26 protein-coding genes are annotated in these 24,253 nt (G+C 66.3%); 13 read left to right on the top strand and 13 right to left on the bottom strand.

All coding sequences use genetic code 11. The annotated features are described in order from the left end of the window. Positions 1-85: 85 nt before the first annotated feature. The 3 genes from ACM0M4_RS02590 to ACM0M4_RS02600 all read left to right on the top strand — a co-directional run bounded on the left by ACM0M4_RS02590 (position 86) and on the right by ACM0M4_RS02600 (position 1,998). On the top strand, positions 86-835 hold the full coding sequence (locus tag ACM0M4_RS02590) for a glutathione S-transferase family protein (RefSeq protein WP_003105233.1): 750 nt from the start codon (positions 86-88) through the stop codon (positions 833-835). 139 nt (positions 836-974) lie between these two features. Beyond that, positions 975-1,379: a PaaI family thioesterase gene (locus tag ACM0M4_RS02595; protein ID WP_003118845.1), complete on the top strand. Its 405-nt coding sequence runs from the start codon at positions 975-977 to the stop codon at positions 1,377-1,379. A 49-nt stretch (positions 1,380-1,428) separates the two neighbouring features. Further along, on the top strand, positions 1,429-1,998 hold the full coding sequence (locus tag ACM0M4_RS02600; protein WP_003084771.1) for a TetR/AcrR family transcriptional regulator: 570 nt from the start codon (positions 1,429-1,431) through the stop codon (positions 1,996-1,998). A 33-nt stretch (positions 1,999-2,031) separates the two neighbouring features. Here ACM0M4_RS02600 and ACM0M4_RS02605 read toward each other — a convergent pair whose 3' ends face one another. Further along, complete coding sequence (locus ACM0M4_RS02605) at positions 2,032-3,759, bottom strand: NCS1 family nucleobase:cation symporter-1 (RefSeq protein ID WP_003084774.1); 1,728 nt, start codon at positions 3,757-3,759, stop codon at positions 2,032-2,034. 346 nt (positions 3,760-4,105) lie between these two features. Beyond that, entirely contained in the window at positions 4,106-5,032 is a 927-nt protein-coding gene (locus ACM0M4_RS02610) for a LysR substrate-binding domain-containing protein (RefSeq protein WP_003105226.1), read from the bottom strand. 87 nt (positions 5,033-5,119) lie between these two features. Between ACM0M4_RS02610 and ACM0M4_RS02615 the strand changes: the two genes are divergently transcribed. Next, positions 5,120-5,596 (top strand): GNAT family N-acetyltransferase, encoded by a 477-nt coding sequence (locus ACM0M4_RS02615; protein WP_003084777.1) that lies wholly within the window; start codon positions 5,120-5,122, stop codon positions 5,594-5,596. Between the two features lie 78 nt (positions 5,597-5,674). Here the strand turns inward: ACM0M4_RS02615 and ACM0M4_RS02620 are convergent, their stop codons facing one another. Then, positions 5,675-6,625, bottom strand: a complete 951-nt coding sequence (locus ACM0M4_RS02620) for a LysR family transcriptional regulator (RefSeq protein ID WP_003160882.1) — start codon at positions 6,623-6,625, stop codon at positions 5,675-5,677. Positions 6,626-6,728: 103 nt separating this feature from the next. Here ACM0M4_RS02620 and pcaD point away from each other — a divergent pair, with 103 nt between their 5' ends. Together pcaD and ACM0M4_RS02630 are read left to right on the top strand one after the other, a co-directional pair. After that, complete coding sequence (pcaD, locus tag ACM0M4_RS02625; protein WP_003105224.1) at positions 6,729-7,526, top strand: 3-oxoadipate enol-lactonase; 798 nt, start codon at positions 6,729-6,731, stop codon at positions 7,524-7,526. Positions 7,527-7,568: 42 nt separating this feature from the next. After that, complete coding sequence (locus ACM0M4_RS02630) at positions 7,569-8,012, top strand: hypothetical protein (protein ID WP_003105223.1); 444 nt, start codon at positions 7,569-7,571, stop codon at positions 8,010-8,012. Positions 8,013-8,059: 47 nt separating this feature from the next. On the opposite strand, the gene ACM0M4_RS02635 is transcribed toward ACM0M4_RS02630, so the two are convergent. Continuing rightward, on the bottom strand, positions 8,060-10,237 hold the full coding sequence (locus ACM0M4_RS02635) for a malate synthase G (RefSeq protein WP_003105217.1): 2,178 nt from the start codon (positions 10,235-10,237) through the stop codon (positions 8,060-8,062). Between the two features lie 306 nt (positions 10,238-10,543). Here ACM0M4_RS02635 and ACM0M4_RS02640 point away from each other — a divergent pair, with 306 nt between their 5' ends. Together ACM0M4_RS02640 and ACM0M4_RS02645 are read left to right on the top strand one after the other, a co-directional pair. Beyond that, positions 10,544-10,987: a GNAT family N-acetyltransferase gene (locus ACM0M4_RS02640; protein ID WP_003105215.1), complete on the top strand. Its 444-nt coding sequence runs from the start codon at positions 10,544-10,546 to the stop codon at positions 10,985-10,987. 31 nt (positions 10,988-11,018) lie between these two features. Next, a complete protein-coding gene (locus ACM0M4_RS02645; protein WP_115288947.1) occupies positions 11,019-11,534 on the top strand; it encodes a glycine cleavage system protein R in 516 nt (171 codons plus the stop codon). A gap of 688 nt (positions 11,535-12,222) precedes the next feature. Here ACM0M4_RS02645 and rarD read toward each other — a convergent pair. From rarD to ACM0M4_RS02680, 7 genes are all read right to left on the bottom strand, one after another. Then, a complete protein-coding gene (gene rarD, locus ACM0M4_RS02650; protein ID WP_003103301.1) occupies positions 12,223-13,119 on the bottom strand; it encodes an EamA family transporter RarD in 897 nt (298 codons plus the stop codon). A gap of 202 nt (positions 13,120-13,321) precedes the next feature. Beyond that, positions 13,322-14,296 (bottom strand): serine/threonine protein kinase, encoded by a 975-nt coding sequence (locus ACM0M4_RS02655; protein ID WP_003084794.1) that lies wholly within the window; start codon positions 14,294-14,296, stop codon positions 13,322-13,324. Between the two features lie 61 nt (positions 14,297-14,357). Beyond that, positions 14,358-15,116 (bottom strand): TOBE domain-containing protein, encoded by a 759-nt coding sequence (locus ACM0M4_RS02660; RefSeq protein ID WP_003084796.1) that lies wholly within the window; start codon positions 15,114-15,116, stop codon positions 14,358-14,360. Positions 15,117-15,183: 67 nt separating this feature from the next. Beyond that, a complete protein-coding gene (locus ACM0M4_RS02665; protein WP_003117926.1) occupies positions 15,184-15,504 on the bottom strand; it encodes a YfiM family lipoprotein in 321 nt (106 codons plus the stop codon). 41 nt (positions 15,505-15,545) lie between these two features. Then, positions 15,546-16,271, bottom strand: a complete 726-nt coding sequence (locus ACM0M4_RS02670) for a ComF family protein (protein WP_031629267.1) — start codon at positions 16,269-16,271, stop codon at positions 15,546-15,548. Positions 16,272-16,409: 138 nt separating this feature from the next. Further along, the gene (locus ACM0M4_RS02675) at positions 16,410-16,703 is read right to left on the bottom strand and encodes a hypothetical protein (protein ID WP_003113255.1); all 294 of its coding nucleotides are present in this window, start codon (positions 16,701-16,703) and stop codon (positions 16,410-16,412) included. Between the two features lie 53 nt (positions 16,704-16,756). Beyond that, positions 16,757-17,683 (bottom strand): LysR family transcriptional regulator, encoded by a 927-nt coding sequence (locus ACM0M4_RS02680; RefSeq protein WP_003121790.1) that lies wholly within the window; start codon positions 17,681-17,683, stop codon positions 16,757-16,759. A 117-nt stretch (positions 17,684-17,800) separates the two neighbouring features. Between ACM0M4_RS02680 and ACM0M4_RS02685 the strand changes: the two genes are divergently transcribed. From ACM0M4_RS02685 to ACM0M4_RS02705, 5 genes are all read left to right on the top strand, one after another. Then, positions 17,801-18,559 carry a 5-oxoprolinase subunit PxpA gene (locus ACM0M4_RS02685; RefSeq protein ID WP_003103315.1) on the top strand — a complete coding sequence of 253 codons (759 nt, stop codon included), beginning with the start codon at positions 17,801-17,803 and terminating at the stop codon, positions 18,557-18,559. 76 nt (positions 18,560-18,635) lie between these two features. Next, positions 18,636-18,884, top strand: a complete 249-nt coding sequence (locus tag ACM0M4_RS02690; protein ID WP_003084813.1) for an acetyl-CoA carboxylase — start codon at positions 18,636-18,638, stop codon at positions 18,882-18,884. A 10-nt stretch (positions 18,885-18,894) separates the two neighbouring features. Beyond that, on the top strand, positions 18,895-20,271 hold the full coding sequence (locus tag ACM0M4_RS02695; protein ID WP_003113254.1) for an acetyl-CoA carboxylase biotin carboxylase subunit: 1,377 nt from the start codon (positions 18,895-18,897) through the stop codon (positions 20,269-20,271). A gap of 1 nt (position 20,272) precedes the next feature. Further along, the gene (locus tag ACM0M4_RS02700) at positions 20,273-21,151 is read left to right on the top strand and encodes a 5-oxoprolinase subunit B family protein (RefSeq protein WP_023081616.1); all 879 of its coding nucleotides are present in this window, start codon (positions 20,273-20,275) and stop codon (positions 21,149-21,151) included. After that, positions 21,141-22,118: a biotin-dependent carboxyltransferase family protein gene (locus ACM0M4_RS02705; protein ID WP_003084819.1), complete on the top strand. Its 978-nt coding sequence runs from the start codon at positions 21,141-21,143 to the stop codon at positions 22,116-22,118. The genes ACM0M4_RS02700 and ACM0M4_RS02705 overlap by 11 nt, the downstream gene beginning before the upstream one ends. 46 nt (positions 22,119-22,164) lie before the next feature. Here the strand turns inward: ACM0M4_RS02705 and ACM0M4_RS02710 are convergent, their stop codons facing one another. Continuing rightward, the gene (locus tag ACM0M4_RS02710) at positions 22,165-23,166 is read right to left on the bottom strand and encodes a fimbrial protein (RefSeq protein WP_115288948.1); all 1,002 of its coding nucleotides are present in this window, start codon (positions 23,164-23,166) and stop codon (positions 22,165-22,167) included. Between the two features lie 77 nt (positions 23,167-23,243). Next, positions 23,244-24,251 carry a fimbrial protein gene (locus ACM0M4_RS02715; protein ID WP_003118851.1) on the bottom strand — a complete coding sequence of 336 codons (1,008 nt, stop codon included), beginning with the start codon at positions 24,249-24,251 and terminating at the stop codon, positions 23,244-23,246. Between the last annotated feature and the right edge of the window lie 2 nt (positions 24,252-24,253).

The following is a 24,253-nucleotide window of genomic DNA, read 5'->3' on the forward strand; positions in this document are numbered from 1 at the left end:
TTGGCGTCCGTCGGGAAGCCACTTGAGTCGTCCCGCTGGTTTGCCGGAGGATCGGTGTTCCCATAACAAGAACAGGAGTCTCGCCGTGGCCGAACCTTTGCTGATCATCGGTTCCTATCTGTCCCCCTATGTGCGCAAGGTGCTGGTGCTGCTGGAACTGAAAGGCATCGCCTACCGCATCGACCCCATCGTGCCGTTCTTCGGCGACGAGGCCTTCGAGCGCCTCAGTCCGTTGCGCCAGATTCCGGTGCTGGTGGACGGTGACTTCGTCCTCAACGATTCCAGCGTGATCTGCCAGTACCTGGAGGAGCGCTACCCGCAGCCGAGCCTGTATCCCGTCGACATCGGCCAGCGCGCCCAGGCCCGCTGGCTGGAGGAGTACGCCGATTCGCGGCTGGGCCAGGTGATCATCTGGCAGTTGTTCCACCAGTTGGTGATCAACCGTGGCATCTGGCAGCGCGAACCCGACCAGGCGATCCTGCAACGCACCTACGACGAAGACCTGCCGTCGATCTGCAACTACCTGGAAGGGCGGGTCCCGCCAAGCGGCTGGCTGTGCGGCGAGCTGTCCATCGCCGATGTCGCCGTCGCCTGCCTGTTCCGCAATGCCCAGTTGGCGCGCTACCAGGTCGACGGCGAGCGCTGGCCGCGCCTGGCGCGCCTGTTGGCTGACGCTTTCGCCCTGCCGGCCTTCCAGCATCTGGCGCGTTTCGAGAAGGCCACCGCGCAGACCCCGGTCGCCGAACAGCGCCAGGCGCTGCGCGAGGCCGGCGCGCCGCTCAGCGCGACCAGCCACGCCCGCGAGCGGCCGGTGCGCGGTCCGATGAGCCGCTGAGAGGGAGTGCGGGCGGCGCCCAGGGCGCCGTCCTGATGAAGCGCCATTCAGCGCCTCGATAAGACCTTCGCGGCGCTGGTGGATCCAGCGTCCGGGCATATTTTATATAGACCAGTCTATATAAAGCGGAGGCCGCACCGTGATGAACGTCCCCGAAGGGTTCCAGCCGCTGTTCCGCAGCAGTCCGTTGCTCGACCTGCTCGGTCCTTTCTTCTGCCGGCAGGACGCCCAGCGCCAGTTGGTGGTGGCGCTGCGCATTGACGAAAAGCACTGCAACCACGGTGGCACCGCCCACGGCGGCCTGCTCTCGACCCTGGCCGACGTTGGCCTCGGCTACGCCATGGCGTTCTCCCGCGAACCGCCGCAGCCGATGGTCACCGTCGGCCTGCGCCTGGACTTCTGCGGGGTCGCGCGGGTCGGCGACTGGCTGGAGGTGCATACCCGGGTCGACAAGCTCGGCCAGCGCATGGCCTTCGCCTCGGCCCGGCTGCACAGCGGCGAGCGCCTGGTGGCCAGCGCCAGCGGCGTGTTTCATCTGCCCTGAGGCTCGGGCATGCTTGCCCGGTCGTCTGCCGTGAGTTGGGGAGTCAGGTTTGCCGAAGAAGTCCAATGCCGCCGAACGGATCGTCCATGCCACCGCCTCGCTGCTGGCCAGCCGCGGGTATTTCGGCACCGGGCTGAGCGACATCATCGCTCGCGCCGAGGCGCCGAAAGGCTCGCTCTATCACTATTTCCCCGAGGGCAAGCCGCAGATCGCCAGCGCCGCGATCGGCTTCGTCGCCGACGAGGTGGCGTCCTTCCTCGACCGCGCCGGGACCCAGGCCCCCCATGCGCGCAACGTCCTCCGCCAGTTCACCGCGACCCTGCGTGGCTGGCTGGAGCATTCGCGTTTCGAAGAGGCCTGCCCGGTGCTTTCCACCAGCCTGAGCATCGACGCCGAGCTGGCCCCGGTGCACGCTGAATGCCGCCGGGCGCTCCGCGCCTGGCACGCCAGCATCGAGCGTGCGTTGCGCGCCGACGGACTGGCGGAAAAGCTCGCCGCCTCGCGCGCCTGGCTGATCCTCGCGGCGCTGGAGGGGGCGGTCGCGGTGGCCCGCGTCGAGCGGTCGTTCCAGGCGCTGGATGCGATCGAGGAAGAATTGCAGGCGCTACTGCCGGCCTAGGCGGGTGTCGCGCCCAGGCCGGCCAGGTATCCGTCAGTGCTGCACGCTGTCCACCGCGATCGCTTCGCCGGAAACTTCGCGGTAGGCCGTGCGGCGCTTGGCCAGGGCGTAGTGGATCAGGCCGGCCAGGCCGGCGCCGAAGAACCAGGAGAACGGCGATAGCTCGGCGAATGCCGGCAACAATGCCAGCAGGGTGGAGATGATCGCCGCCGGGACGAACGCGGCGATGGCCCGCGGGTTCACCCCTCGCGCGTAGTGATAGGCGCCGGCGCGGCTTTCGGTGTACAGCTCCGGCAGGTTCACCCGGCCTTTCCGCACCAGGTAGTAGTCGACCATGATGATCCCGTACAGCGGGCCGAGCAGCGCGCCGAGGCCGCCGAGGAAGTAGAGGATCACCCCGGGGCTGTTGTACAGGTGCCAGGGCAGGATCAGCACTGCGATGGTCGCGCTGATCAGCCCGGCGCGGCGGAAGTTCAGCAGGTTCGGCGCCAGGTTGGTGAGTACGTAGGCCGGGGCGACGAAGTTGGCCATGATGTTCACCGCCACGGTGACGATCAGCAGCGCCAGGCTGGCCAGCACCAGGAATAGGGTGTCGGGGATCGCGGCGACGATGTCGGTGGGGCTCTGGATGAGCTGGCCGTCGATCCTGAACTGGGCGCCGGCGAGGACCACCGCGAACAGGCCGAACAGCAGGATGTTCACCGGCAGCCCCCAGAAGTTGCCGACGCTGATGGTGCGGCGGTCCGGGCAGCCGCGGGCGAAGTCGCAGAAGTTCAGGATCATGGTGCCGTACAGGGTCACCCAGAACGCCGCGCCGCCGAAGATCTTCAACCACATCTGCGAACCGCTCATGGGTTCGCCGCTGGACCAGGCGATGGAGGCGCCGGCGCGCAGGTACATCCAGGCGGCGAGGGCGGCGACGGTGAGCAGGATCACCGGTCCGGCGAAGGATTCGTAGCGACGCACCATCTCCATGCCGTAGGCGAAGATCAGCAGTTGCACGCACCAGATGGCGACGAAGGTCGCCCAGCCCAGGCTCGACAGGCCGAGGATGGCGTCCTGGTCGTAGGCTGCGAGCCCCGGCCAGATCGCCGTCAGCAGCACGCGCAGGACGATGGAGGCGAGATAGGTCTGGATGCCGAACCAGGCGATGGCGATCACCGCGCGGATCAGCGCGGGGAGTTGCGCGCCGTGGATGCCGAAGGCGATGCGGCACATCACCGGGTAGGGCAGCCCGGTCTTCTGGCCCATGTAGCCGGACAGGTTCATCAGTCCGTAGACCATTAGCGCGCCCAGGGCCAGCGCGGCGAGGATCTGCGCACCGCTCATGCCGAGGGCGAAGAGGCCGATGGCGAAGGAGTAGTTGGCGATGTTGTGCACGTCGTTGGTCCACAGCGCGAACAGGCTGTAGCGTCCCCAGCGGCGCCCTTCGGCCTTGGTCGGGGCGAGATCGGCGCTGTACAGGCGCGGGCTCAGCGGCGGCAGTTCGGGGCCGGCGTGATGGCTGGCGCGGGGCAGGCAATCGAGACTGGCGGGAGTGCCCAGGTCCAGGCGCGCCGCCGAGAACTCCGCTGCGCGCAGCCCGGCGCGTGGCAGGCAGTCGAGACTGGCCGGAGTGCCCAGGTCGAGCAGTGAGGCGGAGAACTCCGCGCTCCGCTGACCGGCGCGCGGCAGGCTGTCGAGGCTTTCCAGGGTGCCGAGGTCGAGCAGCGAGGGAGAAAACTCGCGGGGCGAGGCGGGCGGCTTCGGGGTGCTGGACATGGCGGTCTCCTCCGGCAGTCGGAAGAACTCGGCGCGAGGTCGGGTTCGTCTGTTGTTTTTGTATACAAGAATTTCGAAGATTTAAGCCAGTTATGTGCCAACCGATCCTCGACCGAATTTTCCGCGCTCTGCGCAAACCGGCCTTTCGGCGGCAAGCCCCTGAAACCGCTTGGGAAAAAGCTGTCGCTTCGATCAGGTAAGAATTTCGAACCGATTCATAGGCTTATGCGGACGGACGAGGGAGAGGGGAAAAAGCGGGACGCCAGGAGGCCGCATTGGGAAAATTGTGCACAATAATTGTGCCCAGTGTTACCGCCGCGCCCGTCGACGGTGCGCGGCGCGAAGCTCAGCCCGTCCGGGAAATATCCAGGCCCTTCAACTGCCCGATCATCCACGCATGGGCGTCACGCCCGACATGCTGGACGTGGCTGTAGAGCCGCAGCACGTAGGGCGGAATGTCGAACGGCGCGGGATACAGGGCGAGGCCGGCGGCTTCCGCCAGGGCCCGTGCGGCATGTCGCGGAGCGGTGAGCAGGAAATCGGTGGAGCCTGCCAGGAACAGCGCCGCCAGCACCGTCGGCAGTTGCACCGCCACTTCGCGACGCAAGCCGGAGCGGGCCAGCAGCCGGTCGATCACCCCGCTGTCCTCGTTCCACGGCGTCACCACCGCATGCCGTTCGGCCAGGTAGCCCTCCAGCGTCGGCGCCCCGGCGAGGCGTGGGTGGTCGCGCCGCGCTACCACCACGTAGCGGTCGGCGAACCAGTCATGGGCCTGGATGCCTTCGGGCAGGCGCTCGTGTTCCTCGTCGTAGCCGAGGGCGAAATCGATCCGCCCGCTGGCCAGGGCCTCCACCGACAGCTTGCGTTCCGCATTGACCAGGCGCAGGCGCACTCCGGGCGCGCTGTGCTGCAGGCGGTTCATCAGCGGCGGAAGCAGGGCGAAGGCGGTGTAGTCGGTGGCGGCGAAGACGAAGGTGCGCTGGCTCTGTCCCGGTACGAACGGCCGCCACTCTTCCAGCCCCTCGCCGAGGGCGCGCAGAGCGGCGGCCACCGCAGCGGCCAGGTGCTCGGCACGCTGGGTCGGCTGCATGCGGTTGCCCTGGCGCAGGAACAGCTCGTCGTCCAGCCCCTGGCGCAGGCGCCCCAGCGCATGGCTGAAGGCCGAGGCGCTGATCGCCAGTTCGCTGGCTGCGGTGCCGACGTTGCGGTGGCGATACAGGGCGTCGAAGACAAGCAGGAGGTTGAGATCGAGGCGGCGCAGCAGGGGATGCATGTTATTCAGTTGCCGATGAGAAGAATGCACTTCATGCATCTTAGCAGTCGCACTAGGATGGCCGGATCCCCCACCGGAAGGTTGCCCATGACTCTCGAAATCCGTCCCGCCGTACCGGCCGACGCCGAACAGATCCTTGCCTTCATCATCGAACTGGCCGACTACGAGCGCGCCCGCCATGAGGTGGTCACCGATGTCGAAGGCATCCGCCGCAGCCTGTTCGCCGAAGGCTCGCCGACCCGCGCGCTGATGTGCCTGAGCGAAGGCCGGCCGATCGGCTATGCGGTGTATTTCTACAGCTACTCGACCTGGCTGGGGCGCAACGGCATCTACCTCGAAGACCTCTACGTCACCCCTGAGTACCGTGGCGTCGGCGCCGGTCGCCGGCTGCTCCGCGAGCTGGCCCGCGAGGCCGTGGCCAACGACTGCGGACGCCTGGAGTGGAGCGTGCTGGACTGGAACCAGCCGGCCATCGACTTCTACCGCTCCATCGGCGCGCTGCCGCAGGACGAGTGGGTGCGCTACCGGCTGGATGGCGAGGCGTTGCGCAAGATGGCGGAGTAGCTGGCGGCAAGCCGGCGTTGATGCCGGGGGAGTGCGTGGGGGTAGGGCGAATAGCGCCTGGCGATATCCGCCAGTTTCTCACCGAGGACGCCTGGCGCCTGCCGAGTCATCGCCACCGGTATCCATGCCGCTCTCCCGTAGCGCTGTAGCGTTGTCCCGCAGGAACGCCCACAGGCGTTCCGCTACCGGGCCCTGCGCGCGATCGCGCCGGCGCGCCGCCACCACCTCTTCGCTGCGTCCTGGCAGATGCGGCCCGGCCAGAGCGAGCAGGCGGCCGTCGGCCAGTTCCTCGTCGACCAGGAAGTCCGGCAGGTGCCCCCAGCCGAGGCCCTGGAGGATCACCTCTTTCTTCGTTCGCTGGTCCGGCACGCTGCACTGTCGCGCGCCGGCGAGCATGAAATAGTCCGTCGGCGGAGAATGGCGGGCGCTGTCGCGCATCACGCACTGGGCGAAGGGGCGCAGTTGTTCCGGGCGCACCGGTCGCGGCGGAGGATCGCCGAGCAGGCCCGGCGCGATGACCGGGACCAGCCCGACCCTGCACAGGTCGAGCCATTCCAGGCGTGGGTCGGACTTGTCCACGCGATGCAGGATCAGGTCGGCCTCGCCGTCCAGCAGGCGCTCCAGCGGGCCGCTGACGGTTTCGAACAGCAATTGCAGGCGGGTCTGCGGCTGGCTGCCGAAGAACCCTGCGAGCAGCGCCAGGGCCGGGCGCGGCGGGCAGAGGTCGCCCAGTACCACGCGCAGCTCGCTTTCCTCGCCCTGGGCCAGGTGCGCGGCGTGGCCACGCAGCCCTTCCAGTTCGTAGAGCAGGGCCTGGGCACGCTGGTGGAAGGAGCGACCGGCGGCGGTCAGGCCGACCCGGTAGCCGCCCCGTTCCAGCAGCACCAGGCCGAGCTGGCGCTCCAGCCGGGCAACGGCGGCGAACACCGCCGGATGGGAGCGGTGCAGGCGCTGTGCGGCGGCCTGGAAGCCGCCGGCGTCGACCACCGCGTCGAAGCATTGGAGGTCGTGGAGGGTGAAGTCGTGCATGTCAGCTTCCCTGACAGAGTCGTTCCATTCTTTGTAGTTTTTCCCAGGGACCGTCGCAACTAGCCTGGCGTGCATGGCAATCACCCTGACCCCGGAGGCTCCCATGGGCAACCTGTCTTTTCTCGCTACCAGCGACGGCGCCAGCCTCGCCTATCGCCTGGATGGTGCGGCAGAGAAACCGCTGCTGGCGCTCTCCAACTCCATCGGCACCACCCTGCACATGTGGGATGCGCAACTCCCGGCACTGACCCGGCACTTCCGCGTCCTGCGCTACGACGCCCGCGGCCATGGCGCCTCCAGCGTGCCGCCGGGGCCCTACACCCTGGCCCGGCTGGGCGAGGACGTACTGGAGCTGCTCGACGCGCTGGAGGTACGGCGCGCGCATTTCCTCGGCCTGTCCCTGGGCGGGATCGTCGGTCAGTGGCTGGCGCTGCATGCGCCGCAGCGGATCGAGCGGCTGGTGCTGGCCAACACCTCGGCCTGGCTCGGCCCGGCGGCGCAGTGGGACGAGCGCATCGCCGCGGTGCTGCAGGCCGAGGACATGAGCGAGACCGCCGCGGGTTTCCTCGGCAACTGGTTTCCGCCGGCGCTGCTGGAGCGCGCCGAGCCCGTCGTCGAGCGCTTCCGGGCGATGCTCATGGCCACCAACCGGCACGGCCTGGCCGGCTCCTTCGCGGCGGTGCGCGATACCGACCTGCGCGCGCAACTGGCGCGGATCGAGCGGCCGACCCTGGTGATCGCAGGGGCGTACGACACGGTCACCGCCGCCAGCCACGGCGAGCTGATCGCCGCGTCGATTGCCGGGGCCAGGCTGGTTACGCTGCCGGCGGTGCACCTGTCGAACGTCGAGTTCCCGCAGGCGTTCGAAGGCGCGGTGCTGAGCTTTCTCGGCGCAGACTGATTACGCTATCGTCGCGCCTTTTCCCTCGGCGCAGGAGCCGACATGAACGAGCCGGGCAGTTTCATCTGGACGTGGTACGGGCAGGATGAGCATCGATGGGTCCTGCTCAGCGCAGAGGCGTTCCTGGCGCTCGATTTCCTGGCCCTTGACGGTGCCATGCAGAGAGAGACCATCGGCAGTTGCCCGGGCTGCTCTACCTGGTCGGAGAAGGTCGTGCCGTTGCACGAGTGGCTCGAAGGCTGTCCGGGTCACCAGGCCGGGAGTTTTCGCGATGCCTTGAGGCGTGTCTGGGCGCTGTGCAACGAGCTGCCCGAGGAAGCGCTGGGCTGCTTCGACTTCGACATCTATGCCCACCCCGGATGGCAGGCGGTACGTCGAGAGGCCCGGGAGGCGCTGCGGCAGAACGGTTGGGACAGCATCCGTAGCCACGCCGAGGAGCTGCGCGACGACTGTTGGGAGCGTGTGCATGGCTACCCGAAGAAATGAAAAAGCCGCCCCTCGGGGCGGCTTTTCGTTGCGCTGCGGCGAACGGCCTACAGCCCGTTCTTCGCCTTGAACTCACGGCGGCGGCGATGCAGGACCGGCTCGGTATAGCCGTTCGGCTGCCGGGTGCCTTCCACCACCAGCTCCAGGGCGGCCTGGAACGCGACGTTGTCGTCGAAGTTCGGCGCCATCGGCCGGTAGGACGGGTCGCTGGCGTTCTGCCGGTCGACCACCACGGCCATGCGCTTGAGGCTCTCGACCACCTGCTCCTGGCTGATCACGCCGTGACGCAGCCAGTTGGCCAGCAGTTGGCTGGAGATGCGCAGGGTGGCGCGGTCTTCCATCAGACCGACGTCGTTGATGTCCGGCACCTTGGAGCAGCCGACGCCCTGGTCGATCCAGCGGACGACATAGCCGAGGATGCCCTGGGCGTTGTTGTCCACCTCGTTCTTGATCTCTTCCGCGGTCCAGTTGGTGTTCGGCGCCAGCGGAATGGTCAGGATGTCGTCCACCGAGGCCGGGGTGCGCTTGGCCAGCTCGGCCTGGCGGGCGAACACGTCGACCTTGTGGTAATGCAGGGCGTGCAGGGTCGCGGCGGTCGGCGACGGGACCCAGGCGGTGTTGGCGCCGGCCAGCGGATGGCCGATCTTCTGCTCGAGCATGGCGGCCATCAGGTCGGGCATGGCCCACATGCCCTTGCCGATCTGCGCCTTGCCTTGCAGGCCGGTGGCCAGGCCGACGTCGACGTTGTTGTTCTCGTAGGCGCCGATCCACTTCTCCGACTTCATGGCGCCCTTGCGCACCACGGCGCCGGCTTCCATGGAGGTGTGGATCTCGTCGCCGGTGCGGTCGAGGAAGCCGGTGTTGATGAACACCACGCGATCCTTGGCCGCCTTGATGCAGGCCTTCAGGTTCACGGTGGTGCGGCGCTCCTCGTCCATGATGCCGACCTTCAGGGTGTTGCGCGGCAGGCCGAGGACGTCCTCGACGCGGCCGAACAGCTCGTTGGTGAAGGCGGCTTCTTCCGGACCGTGCATCTTCGGCTTGACGATATACACGCTGCCGGTGCGGCTGTTCTTGCGGCTGGTGTTGCCGTTCAGGTCATGAATGGCGATCAGGCTGGTGAACAGACCGTCCTGGATGCCTTCCGGCACTTCGTTGCCGTCCTTGTCGAGGATCGCATCGTTGGTCATCAGGTGGCCGACGTTGCGCACGAACAGCAGCGAGCGGCCGTGCAGGGTCAGTTCGGAACCGTCGGCCCTGGTGTAGACGCGGTCCGGGTTCATGGTGCGGGTGAAGGTGCTGCCGCCCTTGCTGACTTCCTCGGCCAGGTCGCCTTTCATCAGGCCCAGCCAGTTGCGGTAGATCACTACCTTGTCGTCGGCGTCGACCGCGGCGACCGAGTCCTCGCAGTCCATGATGGTGGTGAGGGCGGCTTCCATCAGCACGTCCTTCACGCCTGCGGCATCGGTCTGGCCGACCGGGCTGCTCGGGTCGATCTGGATTTCGAAGTGCAGGCCGTTGTGCTTGAGCAGTACCGCTTGCGGCTTGGCGGCGTCGCCCTGGAAGGCGAGGAACTGGCCAGCATTCTTCAGGCCGGTTTCGCTGCCGTTCTTCAGCGCGACGACCAGCGCGCCGTTCTTCACGCTGTAGGAAGTGGCGTCGACATGGGAGCCGGACTCCAGCGGCGCGGCCTCGTCGAGGAAGGCGCGAGCGAAGGCGATGACCTTGTCGCCGCGAACCTTGTTGTAGCCCTTGCCTTTCTCGGCGCCGCCTTCTTCGCTGATCACGTCGGTGCCGTAGAGTGCGTCGTACAGCGAGCCCCAGCGGGCGTTGGAGGCGTTGAGGGCGAAGCGCGCATTCATCACCGGCACCACCAGCTGCGGGCCGGCCATGCGGGCGATCTCGTCGTCGACGTTCTGGGTGCCGGCCTGGAAGTCTTCCGCCTCGGGCAGCAGGTAGCCGATTTCCTCGAGGAAGGCCTTGTAGGCAGCTGCGTCGTGGGCCTGGCCGGCGCGAGCCTGGTGCCAGCCGTCGATCTTGGCCTGGAGTTCGTCGCGCTTGGCGAGCAGGGCTTTATTCTTCGGCGCCAGGTCGTTGATCACGGCCTCCGCACCGGTCCAGAACGTGTCGGCAGAGACGCCGGTTCCGGGGATGGCTTCGTTGTTCACGAAGTCGAACAGGACTTTGGCGACCTGCAGGCCACCGACTTGAACGCGTTCAGTCATTGTTTGCCTCACTCTGCTCTAGACCAGCTCTGGACCCGGGCCGCACGGCCTTGTAGTCCGAGCCGCGGCATACTACATGATGCCGCGGGAAAAATCAGTGGTTACGCGTCGCGTTACGACTGGATGACGCTTCACGGTCACGTTGGCCAGGCTCAATGTTCGCAAAAAAACTGTACTTTGTTCCAGATAAATCTAAAAACAGTACACGATTTATCGCGAGCCCAACTGCGGCGCGGCGTCGCAGGATGTTTCACTGCGCTGCGAGCGCCTTGCCTATACTCCCGGAATCGCCCCAGGAGCCTCGCCATGCCCGTCCATGCCGCATCCCTCGCCGATCTCGCCGACCTGGTTCCGCTGTTTTCCGCCTACCTCGACTTCTACGAAGTGCCGGCGCCGGAAGAGCAGGTTCGCGCATTCCTCGCCGAGCGCCTGCGCCAGGGCGATTCGACCCTGTTCCTGGCCAGGGATGCCGAGGCGCGGGCGCTGGGCTTCGTCCAACTCTATCCGCTGTTCGCCTCCCTGGCGCTACGACCTTCGTGGCTGCTCAGCGATCTCTACGTCCGCCCGGAGGCGCGTCGCCGGGGTGTCGGCGAGGCCCTGATGAACCAGGCCCGGGGTTTCGCCGAAAGCATGGGCGCCTGCGGCCTGCAACTGGAGACGGCGAAGACCAACCACGCCGGGCAGTCGCTCTACGAGCGCCTCGGCTATGTCCGTGACGAACAGTTCTACACTTACTGGCTGCAGCTCTGAACTCCCATTCGTCCCAGCAGGAGGCAAGCTCATGGATCACCTGGTCCTGACCGTGATCGCCACCGACCATCCCGGCCTGGTCGAGCGCATCGCCCAATGCATCGCCTCCCACGGCGGCAACTGGCTGGAAAGCCGCATGTCGCGGATGGCCGGGCAGTTCGCCGGGATACTGCGGGTGGCCGTGCCGGCGGAAGGCTACGACGAACTGGTGGAAGGGCTACAGGGCCTGTCCAGCCACGGTATCCGCGTGCTCCTGGCGGAAAGCGGGATCGAGCCGGTATGCAACTGGAAGCCTATCCACCTCGACCTGGTGGGCAACGACCGCCCCGGTATCGTGCGTGACATCACCCGGCTGCTGGCCGAGCACGGGGTGAACCTGGAGAGCCTGTCCACCGAAGTGCGCCCGGCGCCGATGAGCAGCGAACCGCTGTTCCATGCCGATGCGCTGCTGGCGGTGCCGCTGCCCCTGTCGCTGGACACCCTGCGCGAGCGACTGGAAGACCTGGCCGACGACCTGATGGTGGAGTTGGTGCTGGACGCGTCCTGAAGTTGTTCAGGAAAGCCGGGGACGGGCCTGTGGAAAAGCCTTGGGTGAAACCCTGAAGCCCAGGCGCCGCGAGGCTTGGAGGTCGTAGCGCGTTTTTTGACCAGCTGCGTTGCGGTTATTCCCAAACCAGGTGGACCAGCCTGTGGGTATTCTGTGTGGATAACCTTGCAGGCCTTTATCCATGGGCGATACAAGGGTTTGATCGTTTTCTGAGCAGCCTCTCTTGCGCTTTTGCTTGTGGATTAACCTTCGCCGCTATCGTTGCCCCTGTGCACAAATAACGTGGAGCAGTCTGTGGGTAAGCCGGGGAAAAATCCATGCAGGCCTTTATTCATCGGTATTACAGGTATCCGTACGTTTTTTGATCGATGGCTTTCCGGTTCATCCACAGTTGCTCACAAAAGCCTTGGGCAGATTTGTGGATAAGCCTTGTGTATATCGTTGTAACCCTTGGTAAGCCTTGCATGCAGCGGTATGCTCAAAGACTGATCAGGCGCTTTGCAGGGCCTCTTCCGAAGAGTTATCCACGTGCCTGCGGAGAGGAGAAGGCAGGTATATGCACAAAGTGCGTGCATGATCCTGTGGAAAAGCCTGGGGTGGGTCGCTGAGCGTCAGTATTGGCGGGGGATAGGAAGGAGTGCGTGTTTTTTCGCCAGGCTTGCGGAGTTCCGCAAGCCTGGGGATAACGTCAGCCCGGCTGGGGAAGGCGGCGCAGGCTGCGCCAGGCGTCGAAGCTGTAGACGGCCAGGGCGAGCCAGATGAAAGCGAAGGCGGTCAGGCGGCTGGAGTCCAGATGCTCGCCGAACAGCAGGATCGCCTGTAGCAGGACCAGCGTCGGCGCCAGGTATTGCAGGAAGCCCAGGGTGGCGTAGGGCAGGTGCCTTGCCGCAGCGTTGAAGCAGACCAGCGGAACCAGCGTCACCGGGCCCGCGGCGACCACCCACAGGGCTTCCGGGGTGCTCCAGAAAGCCGTTTCGCTGGTCGGCCCGTCGGCGAAAAACAGCAACCAGACCAGCGCCAGCGGCAGCAGCAGCCAGGTTTCCACCACCAGTCCGGGCAGCGCGGCGACCGGCGCCTTTTTGCGGATCAGGCCGTAGAAGCCGAAGGTCAGGGCCAGCACCAGCGACACCCAGGGCAGGCTGCCGAGTTGCCAGACCTGCTGCGCCACGCCCAGCGAAGCCAGGGCCACCGCCAGCCATTGCAGGGGACGCAGGCGTTCCTTGAGCAGCAACATGCCGAGCATCACGTTGATCAGCGGATTGATGTAGTAGCCCAGGCTGGCTTCCAGCATGTGGCCGTTGTTCACCGCCCAGACATAGGTCATCCAGTTGCTGGCGATCAGCAGTCCGCTGGCGGCCAGCACGACGAAGCGCTGCGGATTCTGGCGCAGCTCGCGCCACCAGCCCGGGTGCTTCCAGAACAGCAGCAGGACGGCGCCGAACAGGGCCGACCAGACCGCGCGCTGGACGATGATTTCCACCGCGGGAATGCGTTCGAGCAGTTTGAAGTAGAGCGGGAACAGTCCCCAGATCACATAAGCCGTCAGGCCGAGGACATAGCCCCGACGGAGGTTGGCGGTCGCCATGGAGAATCCTTGAAACGTCAGGCAGGTAAGAATGGCCGTGCACGGTATGCACGCGCGGATGACCTGTGAATTCTAGTAGGGGGGTGGCGAGCTTGTCTGCGCACAGTTCCCGCGGAAAAGCACCGGCACACTTGCCGTTCCCTCGCCTGCCCCGCGGCGGGACGGATAGCGCCGCGCGCCATTCGCCCCGTCCGCAGGAGGCTCAGAACAGCCGCAGCGGTTCCTCGTCCAGCGCCGCCAGTTGTTCGCGCAGCACCAGCACCTGCTCGCCCCAGTAACGTTCGCTGCCGAACCAGGGGAAGCTCGGCGGGAACGCCGGGTCGTCCCAGCGCCGCGCGAGCCAGGCGCTGTAGTGCATCAGGCGGAGGCTGCGCAGGCCTTCGAGCAGCGGTAGCTGGCGCGGGTCGAAGTCGTGGAACTCGTTGTAGCCGTCGACCAGTTCGGCAATCTGCGCCAGGCGTTCGTGGCGCTCGCCGGCGAGCATCATCCACAGGTCCTGGAGGGCCGGGCCCATGCGGCAGTCGTCGAGATCGACCATGTGGTAGACCTCGTCGCGGCACAGCAGGTTGCCCGGATGGCAGTCGCCGTGCAGGCGGATCGGCTGGTAGGGCACCTCGGCGAACAGGGCGTCGAGGCGTTTCAGCAGGTCGCGGGCGACCGACTCGTAGGCCGGCAGCAGGCTCCTGGGGATGAAATTGCCTTCCAGCAGGGTGGCCAGCGAGGCGTGGCCGAAGTTATCCACAGCGAGCGCCTCGCGGTGCTCGAACGGCCGCGTGGCGCCGACCGCGTGCAGGCGGCCGAGCAACTGGCCGAGGCGGTAGAGCTGGTCGAGATTGCCCGGCTCGGGCGCGCGCCCGCCGCGCCGCGGGAACAGGGCGAAGCGGAAGCCGGAGAATGCGAACAGGCTTTCGCCGTCGCGCGACAGCGGCGCCACCACCGGCACCTCGCATTCCGCCAGTTCGGCGGAGAAGGCGTGCTCCTCGCGGATCGCCGCGTCGCTCCAGCGGTCCGGTCGGTAGAACTTGGCGATCAGCGGCTCGCCGTCCTCGATGCCGACCTGGTACACGCGGTTTTCGTAGCTGTTGAGCGCCAGCACCCGTGCGTCGCTGAGATAGCCGAGGCTTTCCACGGCATCCAGGACGAGGTCGGGGGTCAGTTGGTCGAAGGGATGGGACATGACGGGGCATCCAAGGCTCGAAAGACCCCTAGTGTACGCAAGCCGGCGCGGGCCGGCAGGTTCACAGCGGCGTGCCGAGCAGGACCTGGGCTGGATCGAAGGAGGCGATCACCTTCTGGCCCTTCTTCAGCCCCAGGCTGGCCAGGCGTTCGCCGGACAGCAGCGCGCAGAGGGTAAGACCGCTGCCCAGGGCGATGCGCACCTCGCTGGGACCGGCCTTGGCCGCGAGGATTTCCTCCAGGGTGCCGTGCAACTGGTTCGGCTGGTCCTCGCGCGGTTCCAGCCCGACGTCCAGCCAGCCGGCCTTGATCAGTGCCAGTACCGGGCGGCCGCGACCGAGTTCGAGTTGCTCGGTGCTGGCGCGGGTGATCAGCGCCTCGATGCGTTGCTGGCCTGGCAGCTCGATGGCGATGCGGTCGTGGAAGCCTTCGCCATGGATCGACAGGACCCGCCCGTGCAATTGGTTGCGTGCGCTGGTGCGGAGCATCAGGCGGCCGATCAGGTTGAGGTCCTCGGCGTCTTCCGCGGCCTGCAACACCTGCGCTTGCAAGGCTTCCAGGCGCCGGTAGAGAGCCAGCAGGCGTTCGCCCTCGGCGGTCAGCCGGGCGCCGCCGCCGCCCTTGCCGCCGACGCTACGCTCGACCAGCGGACGCTCGGCCAGGTTGTTCAGTTCGTCGATAGCGTCCCAGGCGCCCTTGTAGCTGATGCCCACGGCCTTCGCCGCACGGGTGATGGAGCCCAGTTCGGCGATCTGCGCGAGCAGGGCGATGCGTTGCGGGCGACGGGTGACGTGCTGGGCGAGAGTGGAGAGTGCGGACATGGAGGCTTCGCTATGAGCGGACGTATACGGCGAAGGCTCCAACAGCCATGGGCAAAACGCAAGGGCGTCACTCGGCGGCCTGGTAGAGACCGTAGCCGGCGGCGGCGCCGGCCAGGTCCCAGGCGAGGTCCTTCCAGCTCCAGCCGCTGCCGGCGGAACGGCTGTCGTAGAACTCCTTGCCGACGCCGAAGGCGAGCGAGACGCTCAGGCCGAAGCGTGCCTGGCGAGCGCCGCGCAGGCCGCGGTCGTGGGCCATCTGCATGCCCGCCGCGGCAAGGGCCGCGGAACTGGCGAAATGCAGGGCCTTGTCTTCGCCCAGCCAGTCGTCTTCGGCGAAATGGCTGCAACCGCCGAGCAACAGGCAGGCCGCGACCAGCAGTGCGCGCATGGATCCTCTCCCGTATCGGTTGCGCGGCAGTTTAGCCCAGCTCAGCCGGGCTTCGGCGTGCGCGCCAGGCAGTAGACGTCGACCCGCGCGGCGCCCGCCCGGCGCAACAGGCGGGAAAGGCGCTCGGCGGTGGCCCCGGTGGTGAGCACGTCGTCCACCAGTGCCAGGTGCAGCCCGCGAACATCGCTGGCGGGCGCCAGGGCGAAGGCGTGGCGCAGGTTGCGCCGCCGCACCGTCGCGTCCAGCCCCTGCTGGGCCGGAGTATCCAGCACTCGCCGCAGGCTGTGCGGATCGCAGCGCAGGTCCAGCTCGCCAGCCAGTTGCTCGGCGAGCTGTTGCGCCTGGTTGAAGCCGCGACGACGTTCGCGCCGAGGCGCCAGCGGGACCGGCAGCAGGCGTGCCGGGCGCGGCAGGCCTTCGGCGTAGCGTTGCCGCAGGTGTTCCGCCAGCAACTCGCCGAGCAGCCGCCCCAGCGGCCAGGCCGCCTGGTGCTTGAAGCGGTTGATCAGGCTGTCGAGCGGAAAGGCGTAGCGCCAGGGCGCGATCGCCTGTTCATAGGCCGGCGGGCGGCGCAGGCACTCGCCGCACACCTGGCCGTCCAGCGGCAGGGGCAGGGCGCAGCGCCGGCACTGCTGGCGCGACCAGGGCAGGTCGGCGGCACAGGCGCGGCACAGTGGGCGGGGCGGCTGGTCGCTGCGGGCGGCGCAGAGCAGGCAGGCCGGCGGCGGCAAAAGCCAGCGAGTGAGAGGACGAAGCGGGAACGACATGGCGGGACTTCCTGGCGGATGTCGCACCATGCAACCGCAGGCGCGCGCCGCCGACCAGCCGTTGCCAGCGGGTTCGGAACTCGCCTGTGGATAACCGAAACCTTCCTTCGCTCCTTGCGGAAACGGCCGACGCGTGGATCAGTGGATGAGCCAGCTCATGACGATCAGGCCGAGCACCGTCCAGATCACCCCGCCGACTATCGAGCGGCGCATGAAGGCGCGTATACCGCTGTAGAGCAGCAACAGGCCGAGCACCAGGAAGACGAAGCTGAACAGCGATGCGTCCATGCCGATGGCCCTGGCCAGGCCGTGGAGGAAGTCGTCCATGGCGTCCCAGATGCCGCCCAGCAGGCCGGAGAGCAGGTCCACCACGAAGCGGATCGCCCTGCCCAGCATCTCGCCCAGTCCGTCGAAAAAGCCTTCTGTACCCATGAGTGTCCTGTCCTGAGTGTTCCCAGCGTTGGATCAGAGATTAGCCGCCGGGTTCAGCGCCGGCTGCTGCTTTGCTGCGGAGCGAGGAACGACTGGCGGAAGTATTCGCGGAACGCGCGCATCCCGGCGCTCGCTTCGGTGTCGCGGCGCCAGGCCAGGCCGACGCTCATCGACGGCACCGGGTCGACCAGCGATAGCGTCTCGATGCGTTTGCCTTCCAGCGACCAGGGCCGGTACACCAGGTCGGAGAGGATGGCCACGCCGGAGCCGTTGGCGACCATGCTGCGCACCGCTTCCACCGAACTGGTATGGAGGATCACCTGTGGCCGGTGTCCGCTCTGTTGCCAGTAGCGCAGCGCGCTCTGCCCGGCCTCGTCGACGGTGAGCATGATGTAGGGCTCGCCGGCCACGTCGGCAAGGCCCAGGTCGGCCTTCTCGCCCAGCGGATGGCGGCTGGGCAGCCACAACCGGCGCTCGGAGTTGAACAGGGTTTCGGCGGCGATCCCGGGCTCGGTGAGATTGCCGGTGAGCAGCACGGCGATGTCGTAGCGACCGTCGAGGAGGCCGCGCTCGATGCTGGCGCGCTCGTCCTCGAACAGTTGCAGCTCCAGTTCCGGGTACCACTGCGCCAGGCGTTGCAGGTGGTGGGGGAGGAAATAGCCCATCACGGTATAGCTGGCGGCGACCTTCAGGGTGCCTTCGACCCGGGTGTCCGGTTGCGGGCTGTTGAGCGCGTCGTCGACGCTGCGCTGGATCGAATAGGCGTGGTTGAGGAAGTGCCGGCCGCTGTCGGTCAGGTTCATGCCCTGGGCCGTGCGGGTGAACAGGGCGACGCCGAGCATGCTTTCCAGTTCCTGGATCGCGCTGGTCACCGCCGACTGCGAGATGTTCAGGTGGATGGCGGCCTGGGATATCTGGCCGAACTCGGCGGTGGCGATGAAGTAGCGAACCTGGCGGAGGGTCAGGGCCATGGGGAGCATCCGGAGGAGGTATCTGTTTTTCAGAAACCAGTCTATCGAATAATAAATCTACCCAATACCTTTCCCGGCTTTTACCGTGGCTCCATCCAACAACAAGACAGATGAGGCCTGCGGGCAATGACTGAAGTCGACCTCAATTCCGACATGGGCGAAGGCTTCGGCCCATGGACCATCGGCGATGGCGTGGACGCGGCGATCATGCCGCTGATCAGCAGCGCCAACATCGCCACCGGTTTCCATGCCGGCGACCCGAGCAGCATGCGCCGCACCGTGGAGATGGCCGCCGAGCATGGCGTGGCCATCGGCGCCCATCCGGGCTTCCGCGACCTGGTCGGCTTCGGGCGTCGGCACATCGCCGCGCCGGCCATCGAGCTGGTCAACGACATGCTCTACCAGCTTGGCGCACTGCGCGAATTCGCCCGGCTGCAGGGCCTGTCGCTGCAACACGTCAAGCCCCACGGCGCGCTCTACATGCACCTGGCGCGGGACGAGGTCGCCGCGCGCCTGTTCGTCGAGACCCTGCAACGCCTGGAACCGGAACTGCTGCTCTATTGCATGCCCGGTTCGGCCACCTGGCGCATCGGCCGGGAACTGGGCCAGCCGCTGGTGCGCGAGTTCTACGCCGACCGCGACTACGACCGCAGCGGCTCCATCGTCTTCACCCGGCGGGTCGCTGCCCTCGATCCGCAGCAGGTCGCCGACAAGGTCCTGCGCGCCTGCCGCGAGGGCAAGGTGCGCACCGTCGAGGGCGAGGACCTCGACATCGCCTTCGACTCGGTGTGCATCCACAGCGATACCCCCGGTGCCCTGGAGCTGGTCGCCAGCACCCGTGCGCGCCTGGAGGGCGCCGGCATCCGCATCAAGGCGCCGCGTTGAGCGCCGCTCGCCTCGGCGAGCCTCGCGACAAGCTTTTCTGCCATTTCCTACAACGTTCGAATAATGAGGATTCGTCATGGCCGAACATAACGTGCAGTCCCCCTTGCCCGGCACCTTCTATCGCAAGGCCAGCCCCGACGCGCCGCCCTACGCGGAGGTCGGGCAGGCGGTCGAGGCCGGCAGCGTGATCGGGCTGATCGAGGTGATGAAGCAGTTTTCCGAAGTGCAGGCCGGGCAGGCCGGCATACTCCAGGCGTTCCACGTGGAAGATGGCGAGGCCATCGAGCCGGGCCAGGTGCTGGCGGTGATCGCCAGCGCTACCTGAGGAAGATGCCATGCACAAGCGACTGAACAAGCTGCTGGTGGCCAATCGCGGCGAGATCGCCGTGCGCATCATCCGCGCCGCGCAGGCACTGGGCATTCCCACGGTAGCGGTGTGCAGCGAGGCGGATCGCGATTCGCTGGCCGCGCGGCTGGCCGATGAGGTACGCCTGATCGGCCCTGCGCGGGCCGACCGGAGCTACCTGGATATCGAGGCGATTCTCATGGCGGCGCGGGAAACCGGTGCCGACTCGATCCATCCCGGCTACGGTTTCCTCTCCGAGAACCCCGCCTTCGCCGAAGCGGTGCAGGCGGCCGGCCTGGTCTTCGTCGGTCCGGAGGCGCAGACCATCCGCCGCATGGGCGACAAGGCCGAGGCGCGGCGTACCGCGATGGCCGCCGGGGTGCCGGTGGTGCCGGGCTCGCCCGGCGAACTGGGCGACCTCGACGCGGCGCTGGCTTGCGCCGAAGAGGTCGGCTATCCGCTGCTGGTCAAGGCCTCCGCCGGCGGCGGCGGGCGTGGCATCCGTATCGCCCACGACGCCGACGAGCTGCGTCGGGAATTCCCCATCGCCCAGCGCGAGGCGCAGGCCGCCTTCGGTTCGCCGGCGGTGTACCTGGAGCGCTTCATCCGCCAGGCGCGGCACATCGAAGTGCAGATCCTCGGCGATGGCGAGCGCGCGGTGCATCTGTTCGAACGCGAATGCTCGCTGCAGCGGCGGCGCCAGAAGGTCTTCGAGGAGGCACCTTCGGCGGCGCTGGACGGCGCGCAGCGCCAGGCCCTCTGCGAGAGCGCGGTGCGCCTGGCGCAGAGTCTCGGCTATCGTGGCGCGGGCACCCTGGAATACCTGTTCGACGCGCACAGCGGCGAGTTCTTCTTCATCGAGATGAACACCCGTATCCAGGTCGAGCATCCGGTCAGCGAGATGGTCACCGGCATCGACCTGGTCCAGGCCATGCTGCGCATCGCCGCCGGCGAGGCGCTGCCCTGGCGCCAGGAGGACATTCGCCTGAACGGCGCGGCGCTGGAGATGCGGATCAACGCCGAAGACCCGGCGCGCAATTTCTTCCCCAGCCCCGGCACCGTGGAGCGCCTGGAATGGCCGCAGGGCGAGGGCGTGCGAGTGGACAGCCACCTGTATCCCGGCTACCGGGTGCCGCCGTATTACGATTCGTTGCTGGCCAAGCTGATCGTCCATGGTCGCGACCGCGACGAAGCGTTCGCCCGCGCGCGCCAGGCGCTGGAGCGCACCGTGCTGGCCGGCATGGCCACTACCCTGCCGCTACATCGCTGGCTGCTCGCCGATGCGCGGGTACAGGCCGCGCAGTTCGATACCGCTACCCTGGAAACCTGGCTCGCCGAGCGGACCGCCGCCGCGCAGGAGGTTTGAGATGCATGCCAACATCCGCTACAGCTTCGGCGGCGACGAGCACCTGTTCGCCGAGGTCGCCGAGTCCATGTCGCTGGAAGCCTTCTTCCGCGGCATGGCGATTACCCGCGCCATCGAGACCCTGCAATTGCCCGGGGTGCTCGACGTGTGCCTGGCCAACGCCTCGTTCCAGGTTCGCTTCGACCCCGACCGGCTGGCCCCGCAGGCGCTGCTGGAGACCGTGCGCGGCCTGGAAGCCGAGGCGGTCGCCGCGCGCAGCATCGAGACGCGTATCGTCGAAGTGCCGGTGTTGTACAACGATCCCTGGACCCACGAGACCCTGATGCGCTTCCGCGACCGTCACCAGGACCCGGACTCCACCGACCTCGAGTACGCCGCGCGGATCAACGGCTACGCCGACGTGCAGGCGTTCATCCAGGCGCACAGCGGCACGCCGTGGTTCGTCTCGATGGTCGGTTTCGTCGCCGGCCTGCCGTTCATGTACCAGATGGTCGAGCGCGAACGGCAGTTGCAGGTGCCCAAGTACCTGCGTCCGCGCATCGACACGCCGAAGCTGACCCTCGGCCACGGCGGTTGCTTCGGCTGCATCTATTCGGTGCGCGGTGCCGGCGGCTACCAGATGTTCGGCGTGACTCCGGCGCCGATCTTCGATCCCCGCCAGGGCTTGCCCTATCTCGAGGAATCGATGGTGTTCTTCCGCGCTGGCGACATCGTCCAGTTCCGCCCCATCGAGCGGACCGAGTACGAGCGCATGGCGGCCGAAGTCGAAGCGGGCACATTCGACCTGCGCATCCGTCCGGTGAGTTTCGATCTCGACGCGTTCCTTGCCGATCCGCGAGGCTGCACGCAACATCTGCAGGAGGTGCTGTATGTCGATTAAGGTGCTCAAGCCCGGCCTCGCCACCTCGGTGCAGGACGCCGGCCGCGAAGGCCACTATCACCTGGGCATCCCGCCGTCCGGCGCGCTCGACCAGTATGCCCTGCGCGCTGCCAACTTGCTGGTGGGCAACGCACCGACCGCCGCCGTGTTGGAGTGCGCGCTGCTGGGGCCGCAGCTGGAGTTCCAGCGCGACGCCTTGGTGGCCGTGTGCGGGGCGCGCATGACGCCTCGCCTGGAGGGCGCGGAGATGCCGCTGGATACTTCCTTCCGGGTTCGCGCCGGCCAGGTCCTGGGGTTCGATTTCATCCGTGCCGGCGCCCGTGGCTATCTCGCCATCGACGGCGGCATCGCGGTACCCGAGGTGCTGGGCAGTCGTTCGACCTACGGTCTGGGGGCGATCGGTGGCTTGCAGGGACGACGGCTGGCGGAGGGCGACCTGCTGCCTCTGGGGCCTGCCTCGCCCTCTGCCGTGGAGGGCTTGGCGCTGCCGCGTTCGCTGCAGGTGGAGGTCGGCGGCGAGGTGAGCTTGCGGGTGGTTCCCGGACTCTACGTCCATCGCCTGACCCCCGACGCGGTCGAGCGTTTCTTCGCCGAGACCTGGACCGTCGGTTCGGAGGCGGACCGCACCGGCTACCGCTTCAAGGGCGGCACGGCGCTCCGGTTCGAGCCGCGCGAACAGCCATTCGGCGCAGGCTCGGACCCGTCCAACATCGTCGACGCCTGCTATCCCATCGGCTCGATCCAGGTACCGGGCGGGCTCGAACCCATCGTCCTGCATCGTGATGCGGTGTCCGGTGGGGGATATGCCACGCTGGGCACGGTGATCAGCCCCGACCTGAACCGGCTGGCGCAGATGCAACCGAACCAGAAGGCGCGTTTCGTCGCCGTCAGCCTGGAGGAAGGTCTCGAGGCGCGTCGCCGTTACAACTGGCAAGTGCAACGACTCCAGCACTTCTTCCTGCGCTGAGTCGTCGATACCGGGCCGCTTCGGTCTGCGAAGCGGCCCCGGGCGGTCACTTGTAGTAGACCTCTATCGCGGCGGTGGCGTTGAAGGGGCCTGGCGTTGGAGTGCCCGTCATCCACCTCACCTGGGCGAGGAAGTTTCTTATGACCACCAATTGGTTCTGGCTATTGGGCACCAGTACGAACTCCTTGCCGATATCGATGATGCTGCGGTCTTCCTGCTTGAGAAGTCGGATTCCCACGGACTTGTTGTTGTTATCCAAAAGAGTGTCCGAACCCCACAGGGAGGTGTTGCCGGAGGGGAGGAACATCGCGTTCAGGCCATAGGCGCTGCTGCAGTTCTTATTGGCGGTGACGCTGAACGGAAGTTCCTTGAGTATCTGGTCCCGGCTGGCGAAATAGGCCTGCAGGCTTTGGAAGTCGACGGTTTTCGGAGAAAGGCTGATTGTGGACGCGCAGGCGACGTAGCGAAGGTTATTCAAGCCGTGGAGGGTCATGCGGAAGTTGTACCCCCCTATGTTATTGATAGCGCTCTCGCCATCGAACTGGAAAATCGGGTAGGCGTTTACCCCTGTGATAGGACCTTCCTTACCGGTACTGGGACCTGCCCGCTTGGAGAGAAAGAAGTTGAAGTTGACGGTCATCTTCTTCGACCTGCCTTCGCAACCTCGTCCCGTCCAGCAACCATCGAAGTGCATGCCGATCTCCTTTCGGCACTTGTCGAGTGTCGAGCAGCGCAGGTCTTCGCCGTTCAGGTTGATGCCCACCTCCAGGTCCGAACCCAGCGCGCCCTGACCGGTTGGACTCAGGTAGAAATAGACCTGCTCTGGCCCCCAGTCGCGATCCTGGAAGCAAGTGATCGATATGGAGTAGTTCGGAGACCGCCAGAGTACGGTGTCCTTGGGGAGGACCGATGGAACAGCGATGCTCGTATCGATGTAGACATAATCTTCGGTTTGCTTGTTGTCCGATTTCCAGCACATCAAGGCGAAGCTTTTCTGCGACAGGACGAGCAGCATTGCGACAAGCATGTAACGGATGAAGGCATTCATGGGGTTCTTCTGCAGGTTGTTAATCGATTCTTGTTTTTGCAGAGCATGCCGCGCCTGTTGCAGGTGCGGCCTAGCGGTCACTTGTAATAGACCTCTATCGCGGCGGTGGCGTTGAACGGGCCTAGAATGGGTCTGCTCGTCATCCACCTCAGTTGGGCGAGAAAGTTCTTCGTCACCGTCGTCTGGGTTGGGGCGTAGGGAATGAACTCGAACTCCTTACCGATACTGATGACGCTGCGATCCTCATTGAGGAGCCTGATGCCCACTGTTGGATTGTCCTTGGCCAGCAACGTATCCGTGCTCGACAGGGTGGTATTGCTGGCGGGAATGAACATAGCGTTCAGGCCATAGGCGCTGTTGCAGCTCTTATTGGCGGTGATGCTGAAGGGAAGTTCTTTGATGACCAGATTCTGTGCGGCAAATTGCGATTGCAGTATCTGGAAGTTGAGGGTCTTTGGAGAAATGCTTAGCGTGGAGGTGCAGGCGACGTAGCGGAGGTTGTTCATGCCAAGGGCATACATACGTAGGTTCCGGCCCCCCAGGTTGTTGATGCCTCCCACTCCATCGAACTGGAACAGTGCGTAGGAGTTTACGCCCGTGATGGGACCTTCCTTGCCGGGAGTGGGGGCGGCGAGTTTGGAGAGGAAGATCTGGAAACGGACCTGCTTGGTCTGAGCCATGCCTTCGCATCCCCCCCGTCCTCCTGTCCAGCAACCATCGAAATGCATGCCTATCTTCTGCCGGCAGCCGGGGAGCGAGGAACAACGGAGGTCCTCGCCGTTCAGGTTGATGCCCACCTCCAAGTCCGAGCCCAATGCGCCCTGGCCGTCCGGACTGAGATAGAAATAGACGTCCTCAGGTCCGGTGTTTTCGCGCTCCTGGTAACACCTGACGGAGAAATCGTAGGTTGGAGAGCGCCAGAGCACGGTGTCCTTGGGCAGAGCCGAAGGCACGGCGATGCTCGTGTCGATGTTGACATAGTCGATCGTTGCCTTGTTGTCCGCTCTTTCGCAGGTCAGCGCATAACCTTTCTGCGCCAACGCAACCAGCATTCCCACAAGTAGTGTTCGGGTAATTGCATTCATGG

The organism is Pseudomonas sp. 18-147 (assembly GCF_051048045.1).
In the GTDB taxonomy this organism is placed as follows: Bacteria; Pseudomonadota; Gammaproteobacteria; order Pseudomonadales; family Pseudomonadaceae; genus Pseudomonas; species Pseudomonas aeruginosa.

Coding starts and splice junctions, on each gene's coding strand:
- ACM0M4_RS02605 (WP_003084774.1), bottom strand. CDS start 3,759: ATGTCCAGCACCCCGAAGCCGCCCGCCTCGCCCCGCGAGTTTTCTCCC.
- ACM0M4_RS02610 (WP_003105226.1), bottom strand. CDS start 5,032: ATGCATCCCCTGCTGCGCCGCCTCGATCTCAACCTCCTGCTTGTCTTC.
- ACM0M4_RS02615 (WP_003084777.1), top strand. CDS start 5,120: ATGACTCTCGAAATCCGTCCCGCCGTACCGGCCGACGCCGAACAGATC.
- ACM0M4_RS02620 (WP_003160882.1), bottom strand. CDS start 6,625: ATGCACGACTTCACCCTCCACGACCTCCAATGCTTCGACGCGGTGGTC.
- pcaD (WP_003105224.1), top strand. CDS start 6,729: ATGGGCAACCTGTCTTTTCTCGCTACCAGCGACGGCGCCAGCCTCGCC.
- ACM0M4_RS02630 (WP_003105223.1), top strand. CDS start 7,569: ATGAACGAGCCGGGCAGTTTCATCTGGACGTGGTACGGGCAGGATGAG.
- ACM0M4_RS02635 (WP_003105217.1), bottom strand. CDS start 10,237: ATGACTGAACGCGTTCAAGTCGGTGGCCTGCAGGTCGCCAAAGTCCTG.
- ACM0M4_RS02640 (WP_003105215.1), top strand. CDS start 10,544: ATGCCCGTCCATGCCGCATCCCTCGCCGATCTCGCCGACCTGGTTCCG.
- ACM0M4_RS02645 (WP_115288947.1), top strand. CDS start 11,019: ATGGATCACCTGGTCCTGACCGTGATCGCCACCGACCATCCCGGCCTG.
- rarD (WP_003103301.1), bottom strand. CDS start 13,119: ATGGCGACCGCCAACCTCCGTCGGGGCTATGTCCTCGGCCTGACGGCT.
- ACM0M4_RS02655 (WP_003084794.1), bottom strand. CDS start 14,296: ATGTCCCATCCCTTCGACCAACTGACCCCCGACCTCGTCCTGGATGCC.
- ACM0M4_RS02660 (WP_003084796.1), bottom strand. CDS start 15,116: ATGTCCGCACTCTCCACTCTCGCCCAGCACGTCACCCGTCGCCCGCAA.
- ACM0M4_RS02665 (WP_003117926.1), bottom strand. CDS start 15,504: ATGCGCGCACTGCTGGTCGCGGCCTGCCTGTTGCTCGGCGGTTGCAGC.
- ACM0M4_RS02670 (WP_031629267.1), bottom strand. CDS start 16,271: ATGTCGTTCCCGCTTCGTCCTCTCACTCGCTGGCTTTTGCCGCCGCCG.
- ACM0M4_RS02675 (WP_003113255.1), bottom strand. CDS start 16,703: ATGGGTACAGAAGGCTTTTTCGACGGACTGGGCGAGATGCTGGGCAGG.
- ACM0M4_RS02680 (WP_003121790.1), bottom strand. CDS start 17,683: ATGCTCCCCATGGCCCTGACCCTCCGCCAGGTTCGCTACTTCATCGCC.
- ACM0M4_RS02685 (WP_003103315.1), top strand. CDS start 17,801: ATGACTGAAGTCGACCTCAATTCCGACATGGGCGAAGGCTTCGGCCCA.
- ACM0M4_RS02690 (WP_003084813.1), top strand. CDS start 18,636: ATGGCCGAACATAACGTGCAGTCCCCCTTGCCCGGCACCTTCTATCGC.
- ACM0M4_RS02695 (WP_003113254.1), top strand. CDS start 18,895: ATGCACAAGCGACTGAACAAGCTGCTGGTGGCCAATCGCGGCGAGATC.
- ACM0M4_RS02700 (WP_023081616.1), top strand. CDS start 20,273: ATGCATGCCAACATCCGCTACAGCTTCGGCGGCGACGAGCACCTGTTC.
- ACM0M4_RS02705 (WP_003084819.1), top strand. CDS start 21,141: ATGTCGATTAAGGTGCTCAAGCCCGGCCTCGCCACCTCGGTGCAGGAC.
- ACM0M4_RS02710 (WP_115288948.1), bottom strand. CDS start 23,166: ATGAATGCCTTCATCCGTTACATGCTTGTCGCAATGCTGCTCGTCCTG.
- ACM0M4_RS02715 (WP_003118851.1), bottom strand. CDS start 24,251: ATGAATGCAATTACCCGAACACTACTTGTGGGAATGCTGGTTGCGTTG.